This window comes from Micromonospora sp. NPDC049047, assembly GCF_040649135.1.
Taxonomy (GTDB): domain Bacteria; phylum Actinomycetota; class Actinomycetes; order Mycobacteriales; family Micromonosporaceae; genus Micromonospora.
Genome location: NZ_JBEZEY010000002.1, coordinates 189525 through 207989, shown reverse-complemented (window position 1 = coordinate 207989; position 18465 = coordinate 189525). Strand labels below are relative to the sequence as shown.

18 protein-coding genes are annotated in these 18465 nt (G+C 70.8%); 5 read left to right on the top strand and 13 right to left on the bottom strand.

Annotation, left to right across the window (positions count from 1 at the left end):
- Nucleotides 1–154: 154 nt before the first annotated feature.
- Together rfaE2 and AB0B86_RS03945 are read left to right on the top strand one after the other, a co-directional pair.
- A complete protein-coding gene (rfaE2, locus tag AB0B86_RS03950) occupies nt 155–1972 on the top strand; it encodes a D-glycero-beta-D-manno-heptose 1-phosphate adenylyltransferase (protein ID WP_357412885.1) in 1818 nt (605 codons plus the stop codon).
- The gene (locus AB0B86_RS03945; protein ID WP_357412887.1) at nt 1969–2847 is read left to right on the top strand and encodes a glycosyltransferase family A protein; all 879 of its coding nucleotides are present in this window, start codon (nt 1969–1971) and stop codon (nt 2845–2847) included. The genes rfaE2 and AB0B86_RS03945 overlap by 4 nt, the downstream gene beginning before the upstream one ends.
- Nucleotides 2848–2853: 6 nt before the next feature.
- On the opposite strand, the gene AB0B86_RS03940 is transcribed toward AB0B86_RS03945, so the two are convergent.
- From AB0B86_RS03940 to AB0B86_RS03930, 3 genes are read right to left on the bottom strand one after another with little or no spacing between them, the layout of a single operon-like run.
- Nucleotides 2854–3957, bottom strand: a complete 1104-nt coding sequence (locus tag AB0B86_RS03940; protein ID WP_357415167.1) for a glycosyltransferase family 9 protein — start codon at nt 3955–3957, stop codon at nt 2854–2856.
- Nucleotides 3958–3965: 8 nt separating this feature from the next.
- Nucleotides 3966–4517 (bottom strand): Hsp20/alpha crystallin family protein, encoded by a 552-nt coding sequence (locus AB0B86_RS03935; protein WP_357415165.1) that lies wholly within the window; start codon nt 4515–4517, stop codon nt 3966–3968.
- Nucleotides 4517–5020 (bottom strand): DUF2231 domain-containing protein, encoded by a 504-nt coding sequence (locus AB0B86_RS03930; RefSeq protein WP_357412893.1) that lies wholly within the window; start codon nt 5018–5020, stop codon nt 4517–4519. The genes AB0B86_RS03935 and AB0B86_RS03930 overlap by 1 nt, the downstream gene beginning before the upstream one ends.
- A 168-nt stretch (nt 5021–5188) precedes the next feature.
- Here AB0B86_RS03930 and AB0B86_RS03925 point away from each other — a divergent pair, with 168 nt between their 5' ends.
- Nucleotides 5189–5806, top strand: coding sequence for a pyridoxamine 5'-phosphate oxidase family protein (locus AB0B86_RS03925; RefSeq protein WP_357412895.1), 618 nt, complete (start codon nt 5189–5191; stop codon nt 5804–5806).
- Nucleotides 5807–5839: 33 nt separating this feature from the next.
- On the opposite strand, the gene AB0B86_RS03920 is transcribed toward AB0B86_RS03925, so the two are convergent.
- The 10 genes from AB0B86_RS03920 to AB0B86_RS03875 all read right to left on the bottom strand — a co-directional run bounded on the left by AB0B86_RS03920 (nt 5840) and on the right by AB0B86_RS03875 (nt 16660).
- A complete protein-coding gene (locus AB0B86_RS03920; protein WP_357415163.1) occupies nt 5840–7165 on the bottom strand; it encodes a hypothetical protein in 1326 nt (441 codons plus the stop codon).
- 13 nt (nt 7166–7178) lie between these two features.
- Nucleotides 7179–8414: an OmpA family protein gene (locus tag AB0B86_RS03915; protein ID WP_357415161.1), complete on the bottom strand. Its 1236-nt coding sequence runs from the start codon at nt 8412–8414 to the stop codon at nt 7179–7181.
- A complete protein-coding gene (locus AB0B86_RS03910) occupies nt 8411–9250 on the bottom strand; it encodes a hypothetical protein (protein WP_357412901.1) in 840 nt (279 codons plus the stop codon). Before AB0B86_RS03910 ends, AB0B86_RS03915 begins: the two co-directional genes overlap by 4 nt.
- Nucleotides 9251–9254: 4 nt before the next feature.
- Nucleotides 9255–11609 carry a hypothetical protein gene (locus AB0B86_RS03905; protein ID WP_357415159.1) on the bottom strand — a complete coding sequence of 785 codons (2355 nt, stop codon included), beginning with the start codon at nt 11607–11609 and terminating at the stop codon, nt 9255–9257.
- Complete coding sequence (locus AB0B86_RS03900; RefSeq protein WP_357415157.1) at nt 11599–12375, bottom strand: hypothetical protein; 777 nt, start codon at nt 12373–12375, stop codon at nt 11599–11601. The genes AB0B86_RS03905 and AB0B86_RS03900 overlap by 11 nt, the downstream gene beginning before the upstream one ends.
- A gap of 60 nt (nt 12376–12435) precedes the next feature.
- Complete coding sequence (locus AB0B86_RS03895; RefSeq protein ID WP_357412907.1) at nt 12436–13131, bottom strand: Crp/Fnr family transcriptional regulator; 696 nt, start codon at nt 13129–13131, stop codon at nt 12436–12438.
- Between the two features lie 16 nt (nt 13132–13147).
- The gene (locus AB0B86_RS03890) at nt 13148–13624 is read right to left on the bottom strand and encodes a Pycsar system effector family protein (RefSeq protein WP_357412909.1); all 477 of its coding nucleotides are present in this window, start codon (nt 13622–13624) and stop codon (nt 13148–13150) included.
- Between the two features lie 53 nt (nt 13625–13677).
- Nucleotides 13678–14352, bottom strand: coding sequence for a Crp/Fnr family transcriptional regulator (locus AB0B86_RS03885; RefSeq protein ID WP_357412911.1), 675 nt, complete (start codon nt 14350–14352; stop codon nt 13678–13680).
- A 474-nt stretch (nt 14353–14826) separates the two neighbouring features.
- On the bottom strand, nt 14827–15150 hold the full coding sequence (locus tag AB0B86_RS03880; protein ID WP_357412913.1) for a hypothetical protein: 324 nt from the start codon (nt 15148–15150) through the stop codon (nt 14827–14829).
- Between the two features lie 661 nt (nt 15151–15811).
- Complete coding sequence (locus AB0B86_RS03875) at nt 15812–16660, bottom strand: SGNH/GDSL hydrolase family protein (RefSeq protein ID WP_357412915.1); 849 nt, start codon at nt 16658–16660, stop codon at nt 15812–15814.
- Between the two features lie 289 nt (nt 16661–16949).
- Here AB0B86_RS03875 and AB0B86_RS03870 point away from each other — a divergent pair, with 289 nt between their 5' ends.
- Both AB0B86_RS03870 and AB0B86_RS03865 read left to right on the top strand, forming a co-directional pair.
- Nucleotides 16950–17345: a helix-turn-helix transcriptional regulator gene (locus AB0B86_RS03870; protein ID WP_357412917.1), complete on the top strand. Its 396-nt coding sequence runs from the start codon at nt 16950–16952 to the stop codon at nt 17343–17345.
- A gap of 86 nt (nt 17346–17431) precedes the next feature.
- Complete coding sequence (locus AB0B86_RS03865) at nt 17432–18319, top strand: aminopeptidase (RefSeq protein ID WP_357412919.1); 888 nt, start codon at nt 17432–17434, stop codon at nt 18317–18319.
- Nucleotides 18320–18465 lie beyond the last annotated feature (146 nt).

The window sequence follows — 18465 nt, the reverse complement described above, 5'->3', positions numbered from 1 at the left end:
TCGGTACATCTCCTTTCCGGGGTTCTCCCCACTCCCTTCCCGGCCCCGGACGCCCGAAACGACCCAGCGGAGCAGTAACGGCACGGCGGTGACAGAGCCGCAGGTCCGGCCCGTGCCAGGTTTGGCCCGGAGGGCGCTGGGGACCCGGGGAGGCATGGCAGGAGCAGCAGCGGAACAGCGCCGGCTCGCCACCGTCGTGGAGAGCTGGCTCGAACGCCCAGTCCTGATCGTCGGTGACGCCATGTTGGACGAGTGGCGGTTCGCCGACTCCGACCGGCTCTGCCGAGAGGCGCCCGCACCGGTCCTCACCCTGCGCCGACGGATCTCCGCCGCCGGAGGGGCCGCGAACACCGCTGTCAACGTCGCCGCCCTCGGCGGCCTCGCGGTGCTTGTGGCACCGGTCGGCGCCGACGTGGCCGGCGACGAGTTGCACGACTGCCTGGACCGTGCGGGCGTCTGGGACCGCACTGTCAACCAGCCCGGACGGCCCACCCCGGTGAAGCGGCGGATGCTCGCCGGTAACCAGATCCTGCTCCGGGAGGACTCCGGCGACCCGGACGACGCGCTCGACCAGGACGGCGTGACCCGGCTGCTCACCGCCCTGAGCTGCGCCACCGAGGAGCTGCGCGCCGCAGCCGGTGGGGCGGCACCGACCCTGGTGGTCTGCGACTACGGCCTCGGGGCGCTGCCCGCGCCGGTCCGCGCGTGGCTTGTCGAACAACGCGAGCGGTACGCCACAGTCGCCCTGGACGCCCACGACCTGGCCGACTGGCGGGGCCTCGCGCCGACAGTGGTCACGCCCAGCTTCGCCGAGGCGACCCGGTTGCTGGCCCGAGCCGGCGGCCCGACCCGACCGGCCGCCGGCCCCGAACTGCACCTGGAGCACCCGCACGCTGACCCGGCCGACGGCCCGTCCGAGCTGACCGTCGGCGCGGCCCCCGGCGGGGTACGCGCCGACGACACCGCAGACCGTCCGGGCCCGGTCGGTGAGCCCACCCCGAGCGAGGGCCGGGTGGCCCTTACCGGCGACGGGCTCAGCGTCACCGGCACCGGCGTCACAGTGAACACCCAGGCCGGGGAGGGCGTGGACCGGGCCGTGCTTGCCGAGTCGCGCCTGGCGGAGCTGCGTGCGCACACCGGCGCCGACGTGGTCGCGGTGACCCTGGACACGGAGGGTGCGGTGGTGGGTGGCGCCGACGGGGAGCCGCGGCGCAGTCACAGCACGCCGGTCCCGGCCAGCCACGCCGTGGGCGCCGGCGACGCGTACCTGGCGGCGATGACTTTGGCCCTGGCCGCCGACGCGCCGCTGCCCACGGCCGCCCAGCTCGCCCAGTTGGCGGCCACCATCACCGTCTCCGACACCGGCACCTGCGTCTGCCGGCGCGAGGATCTGCTCACCGCGCTCGACCAGCCGATCGAGACGGTGGGCCATCCCGCCCTGGTCGGCAACGACGAGCTGGACGCGATCGTCGCCGAGTACCGCGAGGCGGGACGGTCGGTGGTCTTCACGAACGGCTGCTTCGACGTGCTGCACCGGGGGCACGTGCGCTATCTGGAGCAGGCCCGCGCACTTGGTGACCTGCTGATCGTGGCGGTCAACTCGGACGGCAGCGTACGCCGGCTGAAGGGCCCGGACCGCCCGGTCAACCCGGTCGAGGACCGCGGTGCCCTGCTCGCCGCACTCGCCTGTGTGGACCACGTGGTGGTCTTCGAGGAGGACTCACCCGCCGCACTCATCGAGGCGGTCCGGCCGGACGTCTACGTCAAGGGCGGGGACTACCCGCCGGAGCTGGTGCCGGAGGCGCCGCTGGTGCGCCGGCTGGGTGGCCAGGTGCACACCCTCGGGTACGTGCCGGACCGGTCCACCTCGGCGATCATCGAACGGATCCGGTCACACAGCCAGGACCCGTCGCCAGCCACGAACGAGCCGGCGCCCGACCCGTCGCTGAGCACCCGCACCCAGACGTCGTGAACCGCCCCCTGAACCTCGGCACCCCGGCGGAGTTCCGCACCGACCGGCTGGTCGACGTGTTGATTCCGACCCGGAACCGGCCCGCCGAGTTGGCGGTCACACTGGGCGGGCTCGCCGCCCAGGACGGGGTGCCCGGTTTCGGGGTGGTGGTGAGCGACCAGTCCGACGGGGATCCGGCGTACGCGCATCCCGCCGCCGCCACAATGGTCCGGGCGCTGCGACACCGGGGTCACCCGGTGCTGCTGACCCGCCGGTTGCCCCGCCGGGGGTTGGCCGAACACCGGGCGTACCTGCTCGCCGCCTCGACCGCCCGGTACGTGCTCAGCCTCGACGACGATGTCTGGCTGGAACCGGGGACACTGCACCGGCTGGTGACGGCGATCGGTGAGCTGGGCTGCGGGTTCGTCGGCAACGGCGTGCACGGGCTGTCGTACGCCGACGACAGGCGGCCGGACTCGCACGGGCACTACGAGGAGTGGGCCGGCCCGCCCACGCCGGAGCAGATCCGACCCGACACACCGCAGTGGCACCGCGCCCGGATCCACTCGGCGGCGAACCTGCTGCACATCACCGAGCAGTTGGCGCTGCCGCCGGGCGCGTGGCGGGCGTACAAGGTGTCCTGGATCGGTGGGTGCGTGCTCTACGACCGGGCCAAGCTCGTCGACGCCGGGGGCTTCGACTTCTGGCGTCGGGTGCCGGCGAAGCATCAGGGTGAGGACGTGGCCGCGCAGCTCGCGGTGCTGGCCCGGCACGGAGGCGCGGGCGTCCTACCCAGCGGCGCCTACCACCTGGAGTCCCCCACCACCGTCACGGACCGGGACGTGGAGGCGTGGGAGGTCGTCCTCGTCGACGAGGACTCTCCCCAGCCGGCCTGACGCCGGTCAGTGCGGGGTGAGCAGGTCCCGGGACGCTTCCAGCACCTCGGCAACCGGCACGTCGGCCACGAACGAATCCCGGTGTGGGCACTCCCCGTCGCCGGGCCGGTGCGGGTAGATGCCCGGTGTGCAGTCCACCCCGCACACCGGACAGTGCACCGTCCACGAGCAGATCGGCCGATGCCGACCGCGCAACGGGTTGGCCGTGTTGATCAGGTTGCCGACCCAGAAGATGCCCACCGTCGGGGCACCCACCGCGGCGGCCAGATGCAGCGGGCCGGTGTCGTTGGAGATCACCAATGCGCAGTCGTGGAAGCAGCCGGCCAGGCCGCCGAGGCTGAGCGTGCCCACCTGGGGCCGGACCGGCACCCCCGCCGCAGCGACCACCCGGTCCACCACCTCCTGCTCGGCGGGCGTACCGGTGACAAGCACCTCGTACCCGTCGCCGTGCAGCTCACGGGCCACCTCGGCGAACCCTTCGGCAGGCCAGCGGCGGCGGGTGTCGCTGGCTCCCGGATGCAGCGCCACCCGGGGCCGGTCCGCCGGGCCGAGCACCCGGGCGGCCTCGGCCCGGTCGGCGTCGGTCACCGCCAGGGTCGGCGTGATGGTGGTCGCCGCCGCTCCCACCAGGCCGACCACCTCCAGGTAGCGGATCACCTCGTGCTGGTAGTAGACGTAGCGGATCCACCGGTCCAGTGGCGGCGCGTCGTCGGCGCGCAGGCCGACGGTCACCCGGGCACCGAGGCGGCCGATCAGCGGGTTGGAGTTGGCGCCGCCGCCGTGGATCTGCACCGCGAGGTCGAAGCCGGTCGCGGCGGCCAGGAAGTCGTCAATCGACGACTCCGGTTCACCCGGGTCGGGAGCCCGGATGCCGGGCGCGGGCGGCACCACGAGCACCCGGTCCACCGGGCCGGGCCGGTCGCGCCAGAGCTTCGCGTGCCACGGCGCGCCGAGCAGCACGATCTCCGCCGCCGGGTACGCGGCACGCAACGCGTCCAACGCCGGCAGGACGAAGATGAAGTCGCCGAGGGCGTTGGCGCGCAGCACCGCGATGCGCCGCACGTCGTCGACTCGCCCGGCGCTCGGGCCGAGCAGGGACGGAGTGGTCACGCTTCCCGCTACGTCCGGTCGACCTCGCCAACGGTGTCCGGGCGGTGCAACTCCCGGTCCGCGGCGGGGTCGGCGGGCATCGGCGTACCAGTGGAGTGGTTGCCGGAGCGCGGCCCGGTGCGGCCGACGGTGATGGTGCGCGGCGCGGGTCGGGTGGCCCGGGGCAGGCGGACCCGGAGCAGACCATGATCCATGACCGCGTCGATGGCCTCCGGGTCGACCCGCGACGGCAGGTTGATCCGGTATTCGAAACCGCGGGTCTCGAAGCCGCCCGGGATGCCCTGGTCGGCGTTGACCTCCGCCTCCGAGCGGGCCCGTACGCACAGTTCGAGGTCGTCCAGCTCGACCGCCACCTCCTCCGGCGCCACCCCGGGCAGCCGGACGACGACCTCCCAGCCGTCGGCGGTCTCGGTCAGCTCGACATCGGAGCCTCCGGCCCGGCCACCGACCAGACGGCTCAGCTCGGCGCGCAGCGACTGCAGCTCCCCCATCGGGTCCCAGCCCTGCTGCCGGCCGCCGCGCCAGCCCCTACCGAATCCGCCGCTCTGCTGCTCGCTCATCACACCTCTCCGATCCGCTGGGTGGCCGTGGGCGGCCGTAGTGAGCTCGGTGCGTCCAGGCCGGCATCCCGGTCGACGCCCACCCCGAGCCGGTCGACCAGCTCGCCGCCCAACCAGGCGCTGACGCCGAGGATCGCCACCGCGACCACCTCGATGGCGACCAGGGCGCCGCCCGCGGCCCGGGAGTCGGCGTTGAGCCGGACGGCCCACACGGCGGCGAAGAGCAGGATCACCGCGACGTTCGCGGCGGCGTGCAGCAGACCCACCCGCTTGGCGCGGGTGCCGGTCGGGATGGCCAACAGGTCGAACGAGCCGGCCGCCGCCGCGAGCAGACCGCCGATCAGGCCGACGGTGATGTTCCAGTACGCGACCTCGCCGAGGAGGTCGGGGCCACCGACGGTATCGATCACGTCGAACAGCACAGCCGTGGTCAGCAGCGCTACCGGAAACATGACGAGCATCGGATGGACTGGGTGGCCCAGTACCTTGAGTCGGCTCTCCATCTCCCGGCCTCCACTGGTCGGCGTCCTGCGAAACGGTCCTCGTTGCGGCGGGCGCGTCGGGTGAGGCCGTACCCCCGACAACCGGGCACAAACCTCACGCTGGTCACGGCGGCCTAGGCTGAGACGCGGCGGTGCCCGCCAACGGGTCAACGCCTGAGGGAGGATCACGTGACGGTGGAGATCACTTCGCACGAGGAGCTTCGCGACCTGCTCGGGGTGCCGACCGCGCGGGCCGCCAACAAGGAACGCCGTCGCCTGCACGAGCGGGACCGCGAGTGGCTCGGCGCGTCGCCGTTCTGCCTGCTGGCGACCGCCGGCGCGGACGGCAGCTGCGACGTGTCACCCAAGGGCGACCCGGCCGGCTTCGCCCTGGTGCTCGACGACACCACAATCGCCGTGCCGGAGCGGCCGGGCAACCGGCGGGCCGACGGCTACCGCAACATCCTGGACAACCCGCACGTCGGGTTGCTCTTCCTGATCCCGGGCCGCACCGACACCCTGCGGATAAACGGGCGGGCCCGCCTGGTCAGCGACGCGCCCTGGTTCGACGACATGACGGTCAAGGGGCACCGGCCGGTGCTCGCGGTGGTGGTGGAGATCGAGCAGATCTTCTATCACTGCGCGAAGGCGTTCCTCCGGTCCGAGCTGTGGAAGCCGGAGACCTGGCAGCCCGAGGCGCTGCCGTCCCGCGCCCGCCTCATCAAGGAGGTCGAGGCGGTCACGGAGAGCCTCGATGACCTGGAACGGTACTACGGCCCGGAGTACGCCAAGACCATCTACACCTGATCCCGGCCGGGATCGGCGACAGTTCGCCCTCGTTCAAGCGGCCTCGATGATGGTCGGCGGTCGTCCCTCCTGCCCGGTCGCGGGGCCGGTGAGACGCAACTGCCGGTTGAGGGCGGCCAGTGCGACGAGGTAGGTGGCCCGGAGGGTCCTGGGATCGTGACGGTCGGCGATGTCGCGGGCGTTCTGCAGGATGTCGAGACGCAGGCCCGGGACCGCTTCGGGTTCGGTCGACTCCTCGCCCCTCTCGAGCCACGCCAGCGCGCTGAGCGGCAGCCGCAGCGAGCCGTCCGCCCCCCGCCTGCCACGCTCGTCGAGGATCCGGGCGCACTCGTCCTCGACGATGCGGAGCGCCCCGATCTCGGCCGACAGAATGGCCGACTGGAGCGCGCTCCACGCGCTGCTGTGCTCGACCAGCCGAGCGCTGGCGTCACTCCTGAGTCGGTTCGACCGCTTCTGCACCTCCGCCATCCCCCGGCGTGCCTCGTCGGCACTGTCGGCGTACGGATTGTGCGAGAGCACCTTCACGGCCACGGCGGAGAGGCTCAGCAGCACCAGGATCCCGACGAAGACGAATCGAAAGCTGCCCAGGCCGCTGAAACTATCTGCCTGCACGGCCCGGACATAGGCGCCGGCCGCGAGCACGCCCAGGGCCAGTCCGGCGACGGTCACCGGGCCGGCCAGGCGGTCCCACGGCAGGTCGCGGTCCTGCCGGGACTGCTCCTGGGGACGCCAGTCCCAGAACACCTTCCGCAGCAGTAGCCACGGGTTGAGACGCCCGCGCCGGGGTGCGCGGGTCGCCCGGATGCGGTACCGGAACAGGTGCTCCGCCAGGTTGTGACCGGCGGTCAGCAGGCACAGCGCCAACCCGACGCCGGGCAGGTACGCCAGCCAGTACACGATGTGGTCGGGTCCGACGGCGAAGATGCGTTGGACCACGTTCCCGACGAAGGCCACGTCGAAGATGGCGGCGAGGGTCAGCACCACCCAGATCATCCACTTCGGTAGGACCCGCCGCCGCAGATTCTCCGGGCCGTCGTCGGCGTGCAGTCGAGCGACCTCGTACTCCGCGCGGCGAGCCTCGCTGACCTGTTCCCGGGCCACGTACCGATTGACGTCGTCGATCGCGTGATGCGCCGCGTGGTACCGATCCACCACACGACTGCTGGCCGCCTCCAGGCCGGACTGTGCCGCCAGCAGGGCGGCGTTGCCGTTGCCGAGCGCGCGCAGCAGGGCCGCCGCCTCGACGTCCCGCAGGCGCGGTTCCGCCGAGGGTAGCGCCGGGTTGCCGAGCAGGACCGTGGTGGCGGGGCAGGGCACCGGAGTCTGCCACCGCTGGCCGTTGCTGACTAGATCATCCATCGTCGGTCTCTCCTCACGCTCTGGTGGCCAGGATCTCGACCCGGCGGGCGCATTCGGTCTCCTGGTCGGAGGTGGCAGTTGCGGGGACGACTCTGCCGTCGGTGCACCTGGTGGTTTCGCCCATGCCCTCGGCCTCGACGTTCGGCACGCCCTCGGTCCGGAGGAAGTCCGCGACCGCCTTGGCCCGGCCTTCGGAGAGGATCTTGTTGCTGCGGTCGTCGCCCCGCGGATCGGCGAAACCCCGAACCTTGGCAGTGACCACCGCGCCGGTTCGCAGGGTCACCGCGAGCTGGGTGAGAAGCGGTAGGGCGGCCGGCAGGAGCCGCGCCTTCCCGGTCTCGAAGAGCGCGGCTTCCGGAAGGTCGAATATGACCGTCGTCGACCCATAGCCGATCTGCGGGTCGGCGAACTCCGGCACAGGACTCGGCCCGACTCGATCGCGCGCGCTGCCGACGGACGACGTCCGCACGTCGCAGGTGCCACCCTGGAACGCGCAGAACCGCTCCCACAGCTGCTTGAGCCACTGCGTCTGCGCGGGCTTCGGCACGGCCTGGCCCGCTGCGGGATGCCCGATGCCGACGAGGGTCACCTCGATCCCGTCGAAGACGGCCGGCCGTAGCTCCTGAACGGACTCGTCGGCGCAGGCAGCGGTGATCGCCTCGATCTCCGCCCCGCCGGAGAAGTCGGACTTGACCAGGCTCGCACACCCGCTCGTGACGAGGCCGTCCGTCGCGACCACCAGATGTTTGGCGCCCTTGCCCTGCCGGAGCCAGTCGGCGGCGGAGGCCGCCGGTCGCAGCACGTCGGTCCCGACGGCCGTCGGCGACGAGGCCTGTGCCGCACCGACCGCCGCGCCGAGGCAACGCTCGGCCTCCGTCCTGCGGTCGCCTTGGTTGTCCGGATTGTCGTCGTCGTGCTTCCAGTCCGCGGACCGCACCACCGCGCTCGCGGACAGGTCCGCCGCCGACCCGCTGAACGGTGCCACGGAGACGGTGTCCCTCGCCTCGACAGCAGCGGCGATGACGTCCCGGAGCGCTTCCTGATAGTCAGGAGCGCCGCGACCAGAGCCGGCCGAACGCGTCGAGTTCGTGACGTCGACGAGGATGGCGGTACGCCCCGACGTCTCGCTCTTCTCCTCCATCCACCCGCAGGGCTGCGGGCCCACCGGCGGCGTGCACGCGGCCAGGAGCGGCACGCCCAGGAGCGCGGCGACCACCAGCGCGCCGCCCCGGCACGACGTGATCCTCATGACCCGTCTCCAACCTCGACGGCCAGGCCCTGGCTGCGACGGAAGGACTGCAGCGCGGCCTCGTACGACTCGGCGAACTCGAACAGGCCCACCCGGGTGTGGCTCTTGGCCGCGCGATCGAGCACCTCGGCCAGCTCCGCGCGAGCTCGCCGCCGGTCGGCTTCCAACCCGGTCACCGACGCCGCGAACGGCTTGTCGGTCAACTGCGCCGCGTAGGGCAGGACCAGGTCGCCGACGTCCTGGCCGACGAACCCGGACAGGACCTCGCGCCACCGCCCGGCCAACTCCTCCACCTGCTCCGCCCGCAGCAGCATGAGCACCTGCCTCGAGGTCATCTCCAGATAGCTCTGCGAGAAGGGCAGCAGATGCTCCACGACACGGGCGTCCGGCCGCACCCGCAGAGTGACCTTGCAGCGCAGAGTGCCGTCGGCGTCGGTGAAACACAGCTCGGCGGGCAACTCGGCCGACATCGCCCGCTCGGCCTCAAGCGCATCGTGCGGCGCGAATCTCCGGCCGACCTGCCAGATCTTGTCGCGTACCGCCCGTCGGACGCTCTCCGCCTGAACGTCGGTCCGCACGCGCAGCGCGTCGACATCCTTCGCGACGGCGGTCCAGGTGGCCTCCACCTGGACCTGGAAGTCGTACGCCTCGCCCAGAGCCGGGATGGCGAGCGGTTGGCCGGCGTCGCCCACCTCGGTCAACGGGAGATCCGGCTGGACCGGCGGACGCACGGGCTCCGGCAGCCTGTTGCCCGGGCCGGTCGGGCGACCGGTGATCCTTCGCCAGAGACGCCGCCAGAAACCGGACCTGTCGTTGTCGTCCGCGTGATTCGTCATGGGCTCAGCCCTCCGTCAGTCGTTGGATGAGGTCGCTCAGGAGTCGGTCGTCGGGGCGGCGGCGATGCCAGAGGCGGATGTGCCAGAGCCCGCGGCGGCGCAGCGCGGCGCCGTCGAGGGCGGCGGTGGTGAGGCGCAGGAGGGCCTTGGCCAGGTCTCCGTCGTTGGCACCGTGGCCGTAGGGCAGTTCGAGCCACTGGCGCAACAGGTCCCAGGCCGGGAAGGCGGTCGCCGACGCGGCGAGGGCGGCCGTCCACAGTCGGGCCAGCACCGGCTGTCGCTCCGGTGCGGCCTCGACGTCCAGCAGCAGCCGGGGCCACGTCGGGCGGTCGTTGTCCAGGATGCGGGCGAGGAAGAGCAGCGCCCACGTGGTGTGCGCCCTGACCTCCGGTGCGGCGTCGTCGAGCCAGGCGTCGAGATGATCCAGTACGGGCCCGGAGGGATCGGTCAGGTAGACGTTCGCGACGGCGCGGCCGACGCTACGGTAGGGCAGTTGGCGGGGATCCGTGGCAATGGTGCGCAGGTGGGTCATTGCGATAACCGGCAGCGCGGCGCCGAACGTGGTGGCGTACACCTTCGCTGCGGTGTCGTGCAGTGCCGCGTCGTTGCTCAGCACCCAGTCGCTCACCTGCCGGCGTACCCGGCCGACGAACAACTCGTTCCGGCTCACCTGTTCCAGGGCCCACGCGGCCGCCTGCCGCCGGACGCCGCTGGGATCCCTCGCCCAGGGCCGGATCAGGTCGGCCATGACCTTGTCGAAGTCGTAGAGCGCCAGCTTGCCCGCCGCCTGCGCGGCACGGAGCCGGATGGCGACGCGTCCTTCGACCACCACCCGGTCCAGCCAGTAGAGCAGGACCAGCCGGGTGGTGTCGTAGTCGTTCCAGGCCACGTCGAGAAAGGCGTCGGACAACTGCGGGCTGCGCAGCATCGCCCGGCGCGTCGGGGACGATTTGCCGTTCTCGGCGCTGTCCTCGCCGAGCATGTCCGGGAACAGGAGCTTTTCCAGGCCGTCGTCGAAGACCGGCCGAGCGGGCGACGAATCGGGCGCCTCGACGAATCGCAGCATTCCCAGCAGTTCCTCCGCGGCGGAGAAGACGTCGACCAACTCCAGACCGTCGAAGATGGCGTACGCCGTGCGTAGCGCCTGACGCCGAGGGGCACCGAACGGATCGGTGGCGGGCAGCGCGTCCTCGAACGCCCGGCGGGCCACCATGCGCCAGTCCGGTTCGAGGGATGCCACCACCGCCCCCGGGGACCTGCCTCGCGGCACGCCGTCCACCAGGGCGACCGCCAGCTTCACCACCTGACCCGGCCGGCGGTGGTTGGCGAGGTATCCGGTGACCGCCTCGTCGTCGAGGAGTTCGCGGAGCTGCGCATCGGGGAACGAGTCGGGCAGTTCCGCCAGGAGATAGCTCTCCAGCACCTCGGCGGGCCCCGGCCAGTCGTGCGGCACCTCGTACTGGTTGGTCTCCTCCTCGCCGGCCGGCGGGCCCAGCAGCACGACGTACCCCTGGGCCTTTGCCGCCATCGTGCGGTAGGCCTCGACGCGGGCTCCCATGGCCAACTCCGTGCCATCACGCAACTCCAGGACCATGCCCCAGCCGGCCGGGAACACCTCTGGCTTCTGGGTCACGTCACCCACCGACACACCGTCGGGCATCACCAGGCCACCGACCTTGGTGATGAGGCCGTCCTGCCGGAGGCTCTCCAACAGCGCGTGCCCCGCCGCGGTGCGGCCACTCCCCTCGGGGCCTCGCAGCACCAGCACACGCTGGGCCCGAAGCGTGCGCAGGGCCGGGGCGAAGCTCGGCCCTCTGAAGTACCGCCGACGCAGCTTGATCAGGAAGTCGGCGGTCAACTCGTACCGAGCGAGGGTGATCTGCTCGCCACCGGGCAGCGTGAACTGATATGCGACGGCGTTCGTGCCCATCGCCACCGGGCCGTCGATGCTGCCGATGCGAGTGGCGAACCGGTCACCGCTGAGGCGCCGCGCGATGTCCTCGTCGGCCCTGCCGAGCAGGAAGGCGTCCGACTCCGTCTCGGTGTCCTGGCGGTCTTTCCCCACCGGCGAGTTCTTGCCGAGCCGCTCGTGAACGCTGTCCTGGACGGTTTCCGGCCGCCGCTCGTTACCGGTGTCGCCGTCCCGGTCCGCCGGTCCTTCCGCAGCCGGTGGGGCGGCGGGTGGACCGGGCGCGGCGGCTGGACTCTCCGGCTCGGCCGGTGGGCCGGGATCGGCCACCACGTCGTCGTCGCGGTCCGCCTCCGGCTGCTCGGTCACCGGCGTCTCGGGCACGGAGGTCTCGGGCACCGGTGTCTCGGGCACCGGCTCGCCAGCCGGGAGACGGTCGTCAGCTGCCATCGGAGGTCCCCGCACGCGCTCCGCGCCCGAGCACGAAAGTCCCATTGATCGTGCCGACCCGGGTGTTGTACGTGTCGCCCGCCGAGCGCGCGGTGTCGCCCGCCGAGGGCTGGGCGGCGGCGTCGCGCGGCACCGACCCAGGTTCGGCAGGCACCGCTTCGCGCGGTCCGCGGTTTCCGTCGCGCGGCAGGTCGACGCCGATCAGCCGAATCCAGGCCGTTCCCTCGTACCGCTTCGAACTCGCCCTGACCTGCCGATACGCGTGCGGCATGAGCGCCGGGTCGCCATCGCGGACCGACGTACGGTAGACGGCGTCGGGCAGCACCAGACCGACGTACGCATCCGGCGCGGCGTCCATCGCCAGGCGCAGCGGGGTGATGTCACGGACCCGGGCCGCCTCGACCAGCCCGTCTCCGCCGAGCAGTTGGTCGCCGTCGACGACCACGTCGCCGTGGGCCACCGCCATCCGGATCCGCAGCTGAGCCTGCGGGGTTCGCTCCGCGTTGAACCGTCGCAACTCCCGGTCGAGCCGATGGGGGAACTCACCCAGCACCTCTCCCTTGCTGACGGCCGGCGGGACCGCGATCGTCATGCTGTCGCCGTCCCTGCGCAGCACCCACTTCTCGCCGAGTGGGCAATCGGCCACGGAGGCGTGTACCGCCTTGTGCAGCCCCACCAGCAGGCGGGTGTGTCGCAGCGAGCCGCCTTCGGACGAATTGACGATATCGATGGAAATAACGGTGTACGAGTGTGCGTGATGATGCATCTCTCGGTCTTCCTTCCCTCGCGAACGACGAATCAGCGTGAGCGCCGCGATCTCCTGCGACTACATCCGATGACGGGTTTGCGCCAGTCGATGGGCTTCGGTGACCCAGAGCTCCGGACTGGGCACGGTGAGGACGCCGTATCCCGTCGTGATCAGACCGGCCGCGACCAGGTCCCGGATCACCTTCTGGACCGACACCTCGGCCGCACCGACCAACTCCGCGATTTCCCGCTGTGTCAACCGGACGGTGACCTCCCGCCGCGCGTCGCCAGCCCTGGCGACCTGCTCCGAGAGCAGACGGATCACGCGGACCGGAACCGGGTAGGTGAAGTCCACCCGCCGCGCGTCGGCATGCCGCAGCCGGTCGACCACCGTCCGCGCCACCTCCCGTGCCGCGACCGGCTCCCGGTCCAGCAGCCGGACGAACCGCGGGCCCGGAATGACGTACCCCGAGGTAGGGCCGTCCGCGATCACCGACGCCGAGCGGGGTTTGGCGTCCAGGAGCGCCATTTCCCCCACCACATCTCCGGCACGACGGATGCCGAGCAGACACGACCTTCCGGTGGAGGTCACGGTGACCACCTTGACCTGTGCGCTGGACAGGATCACGGCGAAGTCGCCGTCGTCGTCGTGCCGGATCAGATAGTCGCCGTCGGCGTAGGTCCGCCGCTGGCCGATGGCCAGCAACTTCCGGCCCGTCTGGCGTGGGAGACGCTCGAGAAGGGTGTCCCGTCCCGCGTCGATCGATTCGTCCACGTCATGTCCCTTCCGGTCAGAGAGCCTGTGGCGCCAGGCTCACCAGTGACAGACACAGGCAGACCAGGCCCACCCGGATGAAGCGGTACTTGATGAGGACGATGCGACTGGTCCAGTGCAACTCGCTGACCACACCGTCCAGCGGCCGTGTCGCCGCACGGCGCAGCGCCTCGGCCAGTTCCCCCTGCTCCATCGCGCCCACGTGGCCGAAGTAGGCGAGCTGACCACGGGCCGGGTCCCCGGACATCCGCGGATAGATGGCGAGCAGAAGACTGACCGTCCCGAGGATCCACAGGGCCGCGCCGGCCCACCAACACCACGTCTGCACCAGTCCAAGGTTTCGTGGTGACCAGCCGCCACCGAGGACGAACCCGACGACCGCCGCCGCTGCGGTGCCGGCCACCGCGAGGGCGTGCACCGCCTTGCCATCGGCTCGGTCGATCTCTTGACGGTTGTGCATGAGAAGCTGCTCGGCGATCTGCTGTTCCTCCATATTGGTAGGCTGCACCGCTTTGCCGCGGACCTCGACGCCGCTGGACACACTCGCTATGCGTCATCCGACACAGAGTCGACCATCGTCCGGAGCACATCGGTCTCGACCAGGACGATGCGCTGCCGACTGGTCCGTACCAGGCCCCTCTCGCGCAGAATACGCAGCGTGCGGGCCACCATTTCGCGGGATGTCGCCGCCGCCTTCGCCATTTCCTGCTGGGTGAGCGGCAAATCGATGAGGACGCCCTTGCCGAACTGGACCCCATGCCGGTCGGCGAGATCGAGCAATAGTCCGACGGTCCGCGCCGAGCTCGAGGTGGAAACGTATCGCAGTCGTTCGGCGTCCGATTCTCGCAGCCGTCCGGCGACGTGTCGCAGCATGGCGAACATGACGTTCGGGTGGTCCCGGAGGTGCTGCACGATCCGTTGGGCCTGGATGACTCGTGCGCGTACCGGGACCAAGGCTGTCACCGTGGCCGACCGCGGCCGATCATCGATTGCGGACAGTTCACCGATGATGTCGCGTTCCCCGCGGATGGCCAGCAGGAGTTCGTCGCCCCGACTGGACTCGGCCGACACCTTCGCCCAACCGGAGTTCAACAGCACAACGTGCTGCGTCGGGTCGCCCTGGCGGACGAGCGTGGCACGTCTCGGAAATAGGCGCTCAGGGCCGAGAGCGAGGAGGTCCCCGATCTCGTCATCCGTCAGAAGATTCAGAAATGAGCGCACTGTTCGTCCCTCGATTCGGTTATCCGTGGCCCGTTTCGGCCCGCACAAGCATCGACTTCGAGCATTGCGAGCCGAGTATATGGACGAGGTACGCCCGACCCCATCAACCGGGGATCGTTAGTTTGTGGCCCTGACCGGGAGTCGAACTGCACACAGAGTTGCCAGCGCATGACCGGCCGGCGGAACCTCATAATCGATCGGTCACCGTCCGTCGCGAAGTCTGGTCGACGACCCTGGACGATCGAGCAATGCTTCGGCTCGGGCGACACGACGCCGAGAGGGAAAGAGGGCGGTTGAGCAGGCAGATCAAGCCCGCCGACCCGCATTTCGTCGATGGTCAGTTATTGGACACTTGCGACGCACGTCGCCGATCGTGCCGGCGATTCCTGGCAGAACCGGCCGGACGGCACCGGCCAACTCAGCCACTCCGCCCGACGCTGACAGGCGGACGGCACAAACCCGCGCTTGACGTGATCAGGAGCCGATGCTCATCAGGTCGGGGGTGTCGTCGTCGCCAGGCCGCATGTCGGTGCCACGATCCTGGTAACCACGCCAGTAGGCCTGCTGCGGTGCCCGGGCCGCCGATACGACCACGACCTTGATGCCGCCGGCCAACTGCCGGCTGTTGACGATGACGGCGGCGACCGAGACGGCGGCAGCGATGGCGCCAACGGCGAAGGCTCGGCCGGACACCGCGCCGTCCCAGTCGATCGCGGCGACCAGCACGGTGGCCAGCCAACAGAGTCCGGCGACGGCGATTACGACATTCGCGGCCTTTGACTGAGTGCGAGTATCCACGAGGGGCTCCGATCTACGCTGGGGCGGCGGTACGAGGGGATCTGGGGTCTGGTCTCCTCCAGCCGGGCGCCCACCGGGCGGCTGGCATCGGTCACGCCACCCGTCACGCGGCGGGTGAGCCACATCAGGCCGGGCGGGAGTCCAGGTCCGGTCCTGCCACCAGCGGGACATCGGAGCGGGGCAGCAGTCGATCGAGTCGCTGCGCGAGGGACGGAACGAACGCAGCGGCCAGGACGCCCGGCGGGTGGGTGGCACGGTCACCGGGCCGCCCACGCCCGACACCCGGGCATCGGCACAACGGCGTACCGCGCGGGCTGGGGTCATACCAGCCCGCTGTGGGGCTACCGCACCAGAAAGGGCGACGCCCTGTTCGAGCCACACGCAGCCTCCCCCCGGTAGGCGTCGTCCCGATCCGCGTGGGGTACCGGGCTGCCGCGCTGACCTGCCGGGATAGGGCCGGAGGAGAGATCGGCAGATTAATATGATCTCGCACCCGTCGAGCTGAAGCGAGCCCACTGCCCGGACACACGCTTTCCGCAGCGGGCTGGTTGCGCCAAGCCGCGAACGACGAAGCCGGCCCTACCCAGGATGGGCAGAGCCGGCAGAGGTTGGTCGCTGCCCGGTGGCGCGTCGGGTCACCGCGGTGACCGGACCCGCCTGATCAGTTGAGGTTCATCCTGGCGCAGGGAACCCAGTTACCGACCGGGTAGCCGGGCCGCCGGCCCACCAACCCGCACGGCAGCGGGGCCTGCGGGGTGCCCAGTCGGGGGGCGATGGTGTTGTAGGCCAGCCGACCCATCACCGTGTAACCGCCAGGCGTGGGATGCACGCCGCACTGGTCCAGATAGCCTTCCGGAATGGACTGGTAGTCGATCCAATTCGGCACCCGGTCGCCGTACTCGTCGATCACCCGGATGCTGCGGTAGATCGCGTCATTGACCTTGGCCTCGCTGGCCGGCAGCCAGGCCGGGCTCGGACCCGGTGGGTTCGTGCAGCCGTCGGTGCCGTGCCCGGAGCTGTACTGCAGCCAGGACGGGTACATGACGACGTCCGGGTCGAGATCCAGCGCCGTGTCGAAGAGCGCGCGGTAGGTGCTCTCGAAGGCGGCGATCTGCGCCGAGGTGGCGTTCGACAGGTTGTTGTTGGTCCCGCAGTTCAGCAGGATCAGGTCGGGCCGGTGGGTGGTGACCAGGCCCGCCATCCGCGACGACCAGTAGTTGCAGGTCTGCCCGCCGGCAGCCGCCACGACAAACTCATACGGTACGCAGAATTGGCCGAGCAGCCACCCCAACTCCTCGCGGTAGCCGTTGGTCGCCGATTCGGTCATCGTCGCGCCTGCGGTGATCGAATCACCGACGGTCAGGATCTTCACCGTGGGCCGCGCCGGCTCCGGGCAGGCCGAGGCGGCGGCTGCGGCCTTGGCGGCGACGGGTGTCCCCGACGGGATGGACAGGCCGATCGCCACCAGGACAAGGGCGATGGCACCCACCAGCACGGGACGTAGTTTCATCGGCTCTCCCCCACCACCGACACGGCGACTCGCTCGCCACGGACCAGGTCTGGCACTGTGATTGCCATTCATGGCACTGACGGTACCGCGCTCTCCACTCAGTGCCAAGCGTGGCAACGCGATGTACTTTCGGCTCGTGGTATCCGAGCCCAGGTGAGAGTATCGCCGCTCGTGACTACCAGTAAGGATGGGTGGTGGCCGCCGCAACGTCGGCCGGACCCGGAGCCGGATCTGGCACTACGCTCGGGTCCGGCAACAGAGTCCCACACACGGCACTTACGATTACCCTGTGTCAGCGAGTGCCAGCCAGGATCCCCGGGTCATCGCGTTCGCGCGGTTCATCAAACGCGCCCTCGACGAGGCCGTACGGGAACGCGCCATGTCCATCGAGGACGTCGAACAACGCACCGGCATCGGTCGATCGACGATCTACCGGTGGCGGCGGGCCGAGATTGCCAACCCGCAACGCACCCAGGTCCAGCAGTTCTGTGACGGCCTCGGCATCCCCCGCTCGGTGGCCTCGCAGATACTGGGCTGGGACGGCACACCGCCGTCACCCACACCCGATCCGAGCACCGACCCGGACCTGCGAGCGGTCGCGCGCATCCTGATGGACCCCACCGTCCCCGCGGAGGAGAAGACCGTCATCCGCGCGACGCTGCAACACCTCGCCCGCCGACGGTAACCAGCAGTCCGACACGGCGGTGTGGACCCGGACGGCCGCACGTTGCGGGACCACGCATCTCCCATTCACGTGCCACGATCTCGCCCATGCGTCTCACCCTGGGCCTCCTCGTCGCATCCGTCGCGGCCGGTCTGCTCGCGGCCGCGGCGGCGCTACTCGCCATGCCAGCCGCGTCGTTGCAGTTCGGCCTGGTCATGCTGCTCGCGTTGCTCGGCTACGTCCTGCCGGGTCGTGCTGCGCCCCGAGTGCGGTGGGCCGTCGCCGCCGGCATCGGGTTTTTCGCCGTCGTGGCGGCCCTGAGACTGCACTGGCATCAGGAGCAGGCCGTCGACGTGGGCTGGGCGGCATACGGGCCAGCGGCAGTGGAGACGTCCGTCCTGAGGCCATGGCAGGATTCGATCGACAGGCAACAGCTCGCCGCGCTGGGTCTGGCGCTTGGCGTCGGATGTCTCGCGGCCGGCGTGCTGGCACTACCGTCCCGTGCCAGTCGGCGGGGTACGGCGACGGCGGTCCTCGCGCTGCTGCTGCTCGTCTGGTTCGGGCTGGACGCCGCCCGGGAGTTCGTCGACTATCCGCTGCCCGACCTGCTCGGGACGGTGTGGTCGGCGCTGCTTGCCGCTCTCCTGGCCATGGGGGCACTCGCGCTGTCCGGGTGGCGGGCCGACCGGCGCCTGCTGCTCCCGGTGGGGTTGTTCCTGCTGTCACTCGGCGCGGCCGACACGTACTCGGACCTCGCCGGGATGTGGTCGGGCTGGTGGGAGATGGCCAATCCCGACCGGGACTCGTTCCTGGAAATGGGGATGGCGGTGCGGGCGTCGACCGGAGACTCCCTTGAGGTGTCGTCGGCCGTGGAGACGGCGATCGCGCTCGCCGGGCCGGGACTGACGGCCGTCGGCGCGCTGCTCAGCTCCCGCGAGGCCACCCACCGGACGAGCTTTCCGCTGCCGGGGCGACGAGGACCCGGATGCCGCTGACGGTGCCGCTTCGGGGTAACGAACCCCGACCAGCACTGTGGAACGTGACCGCACGGCAACGACATCTGGCCCTTTTCCACCATCACGTCCGGCGTGGACACACCAGACAGCCCGAAATGCTCACGCCACTACTCCCCGACGTGGAG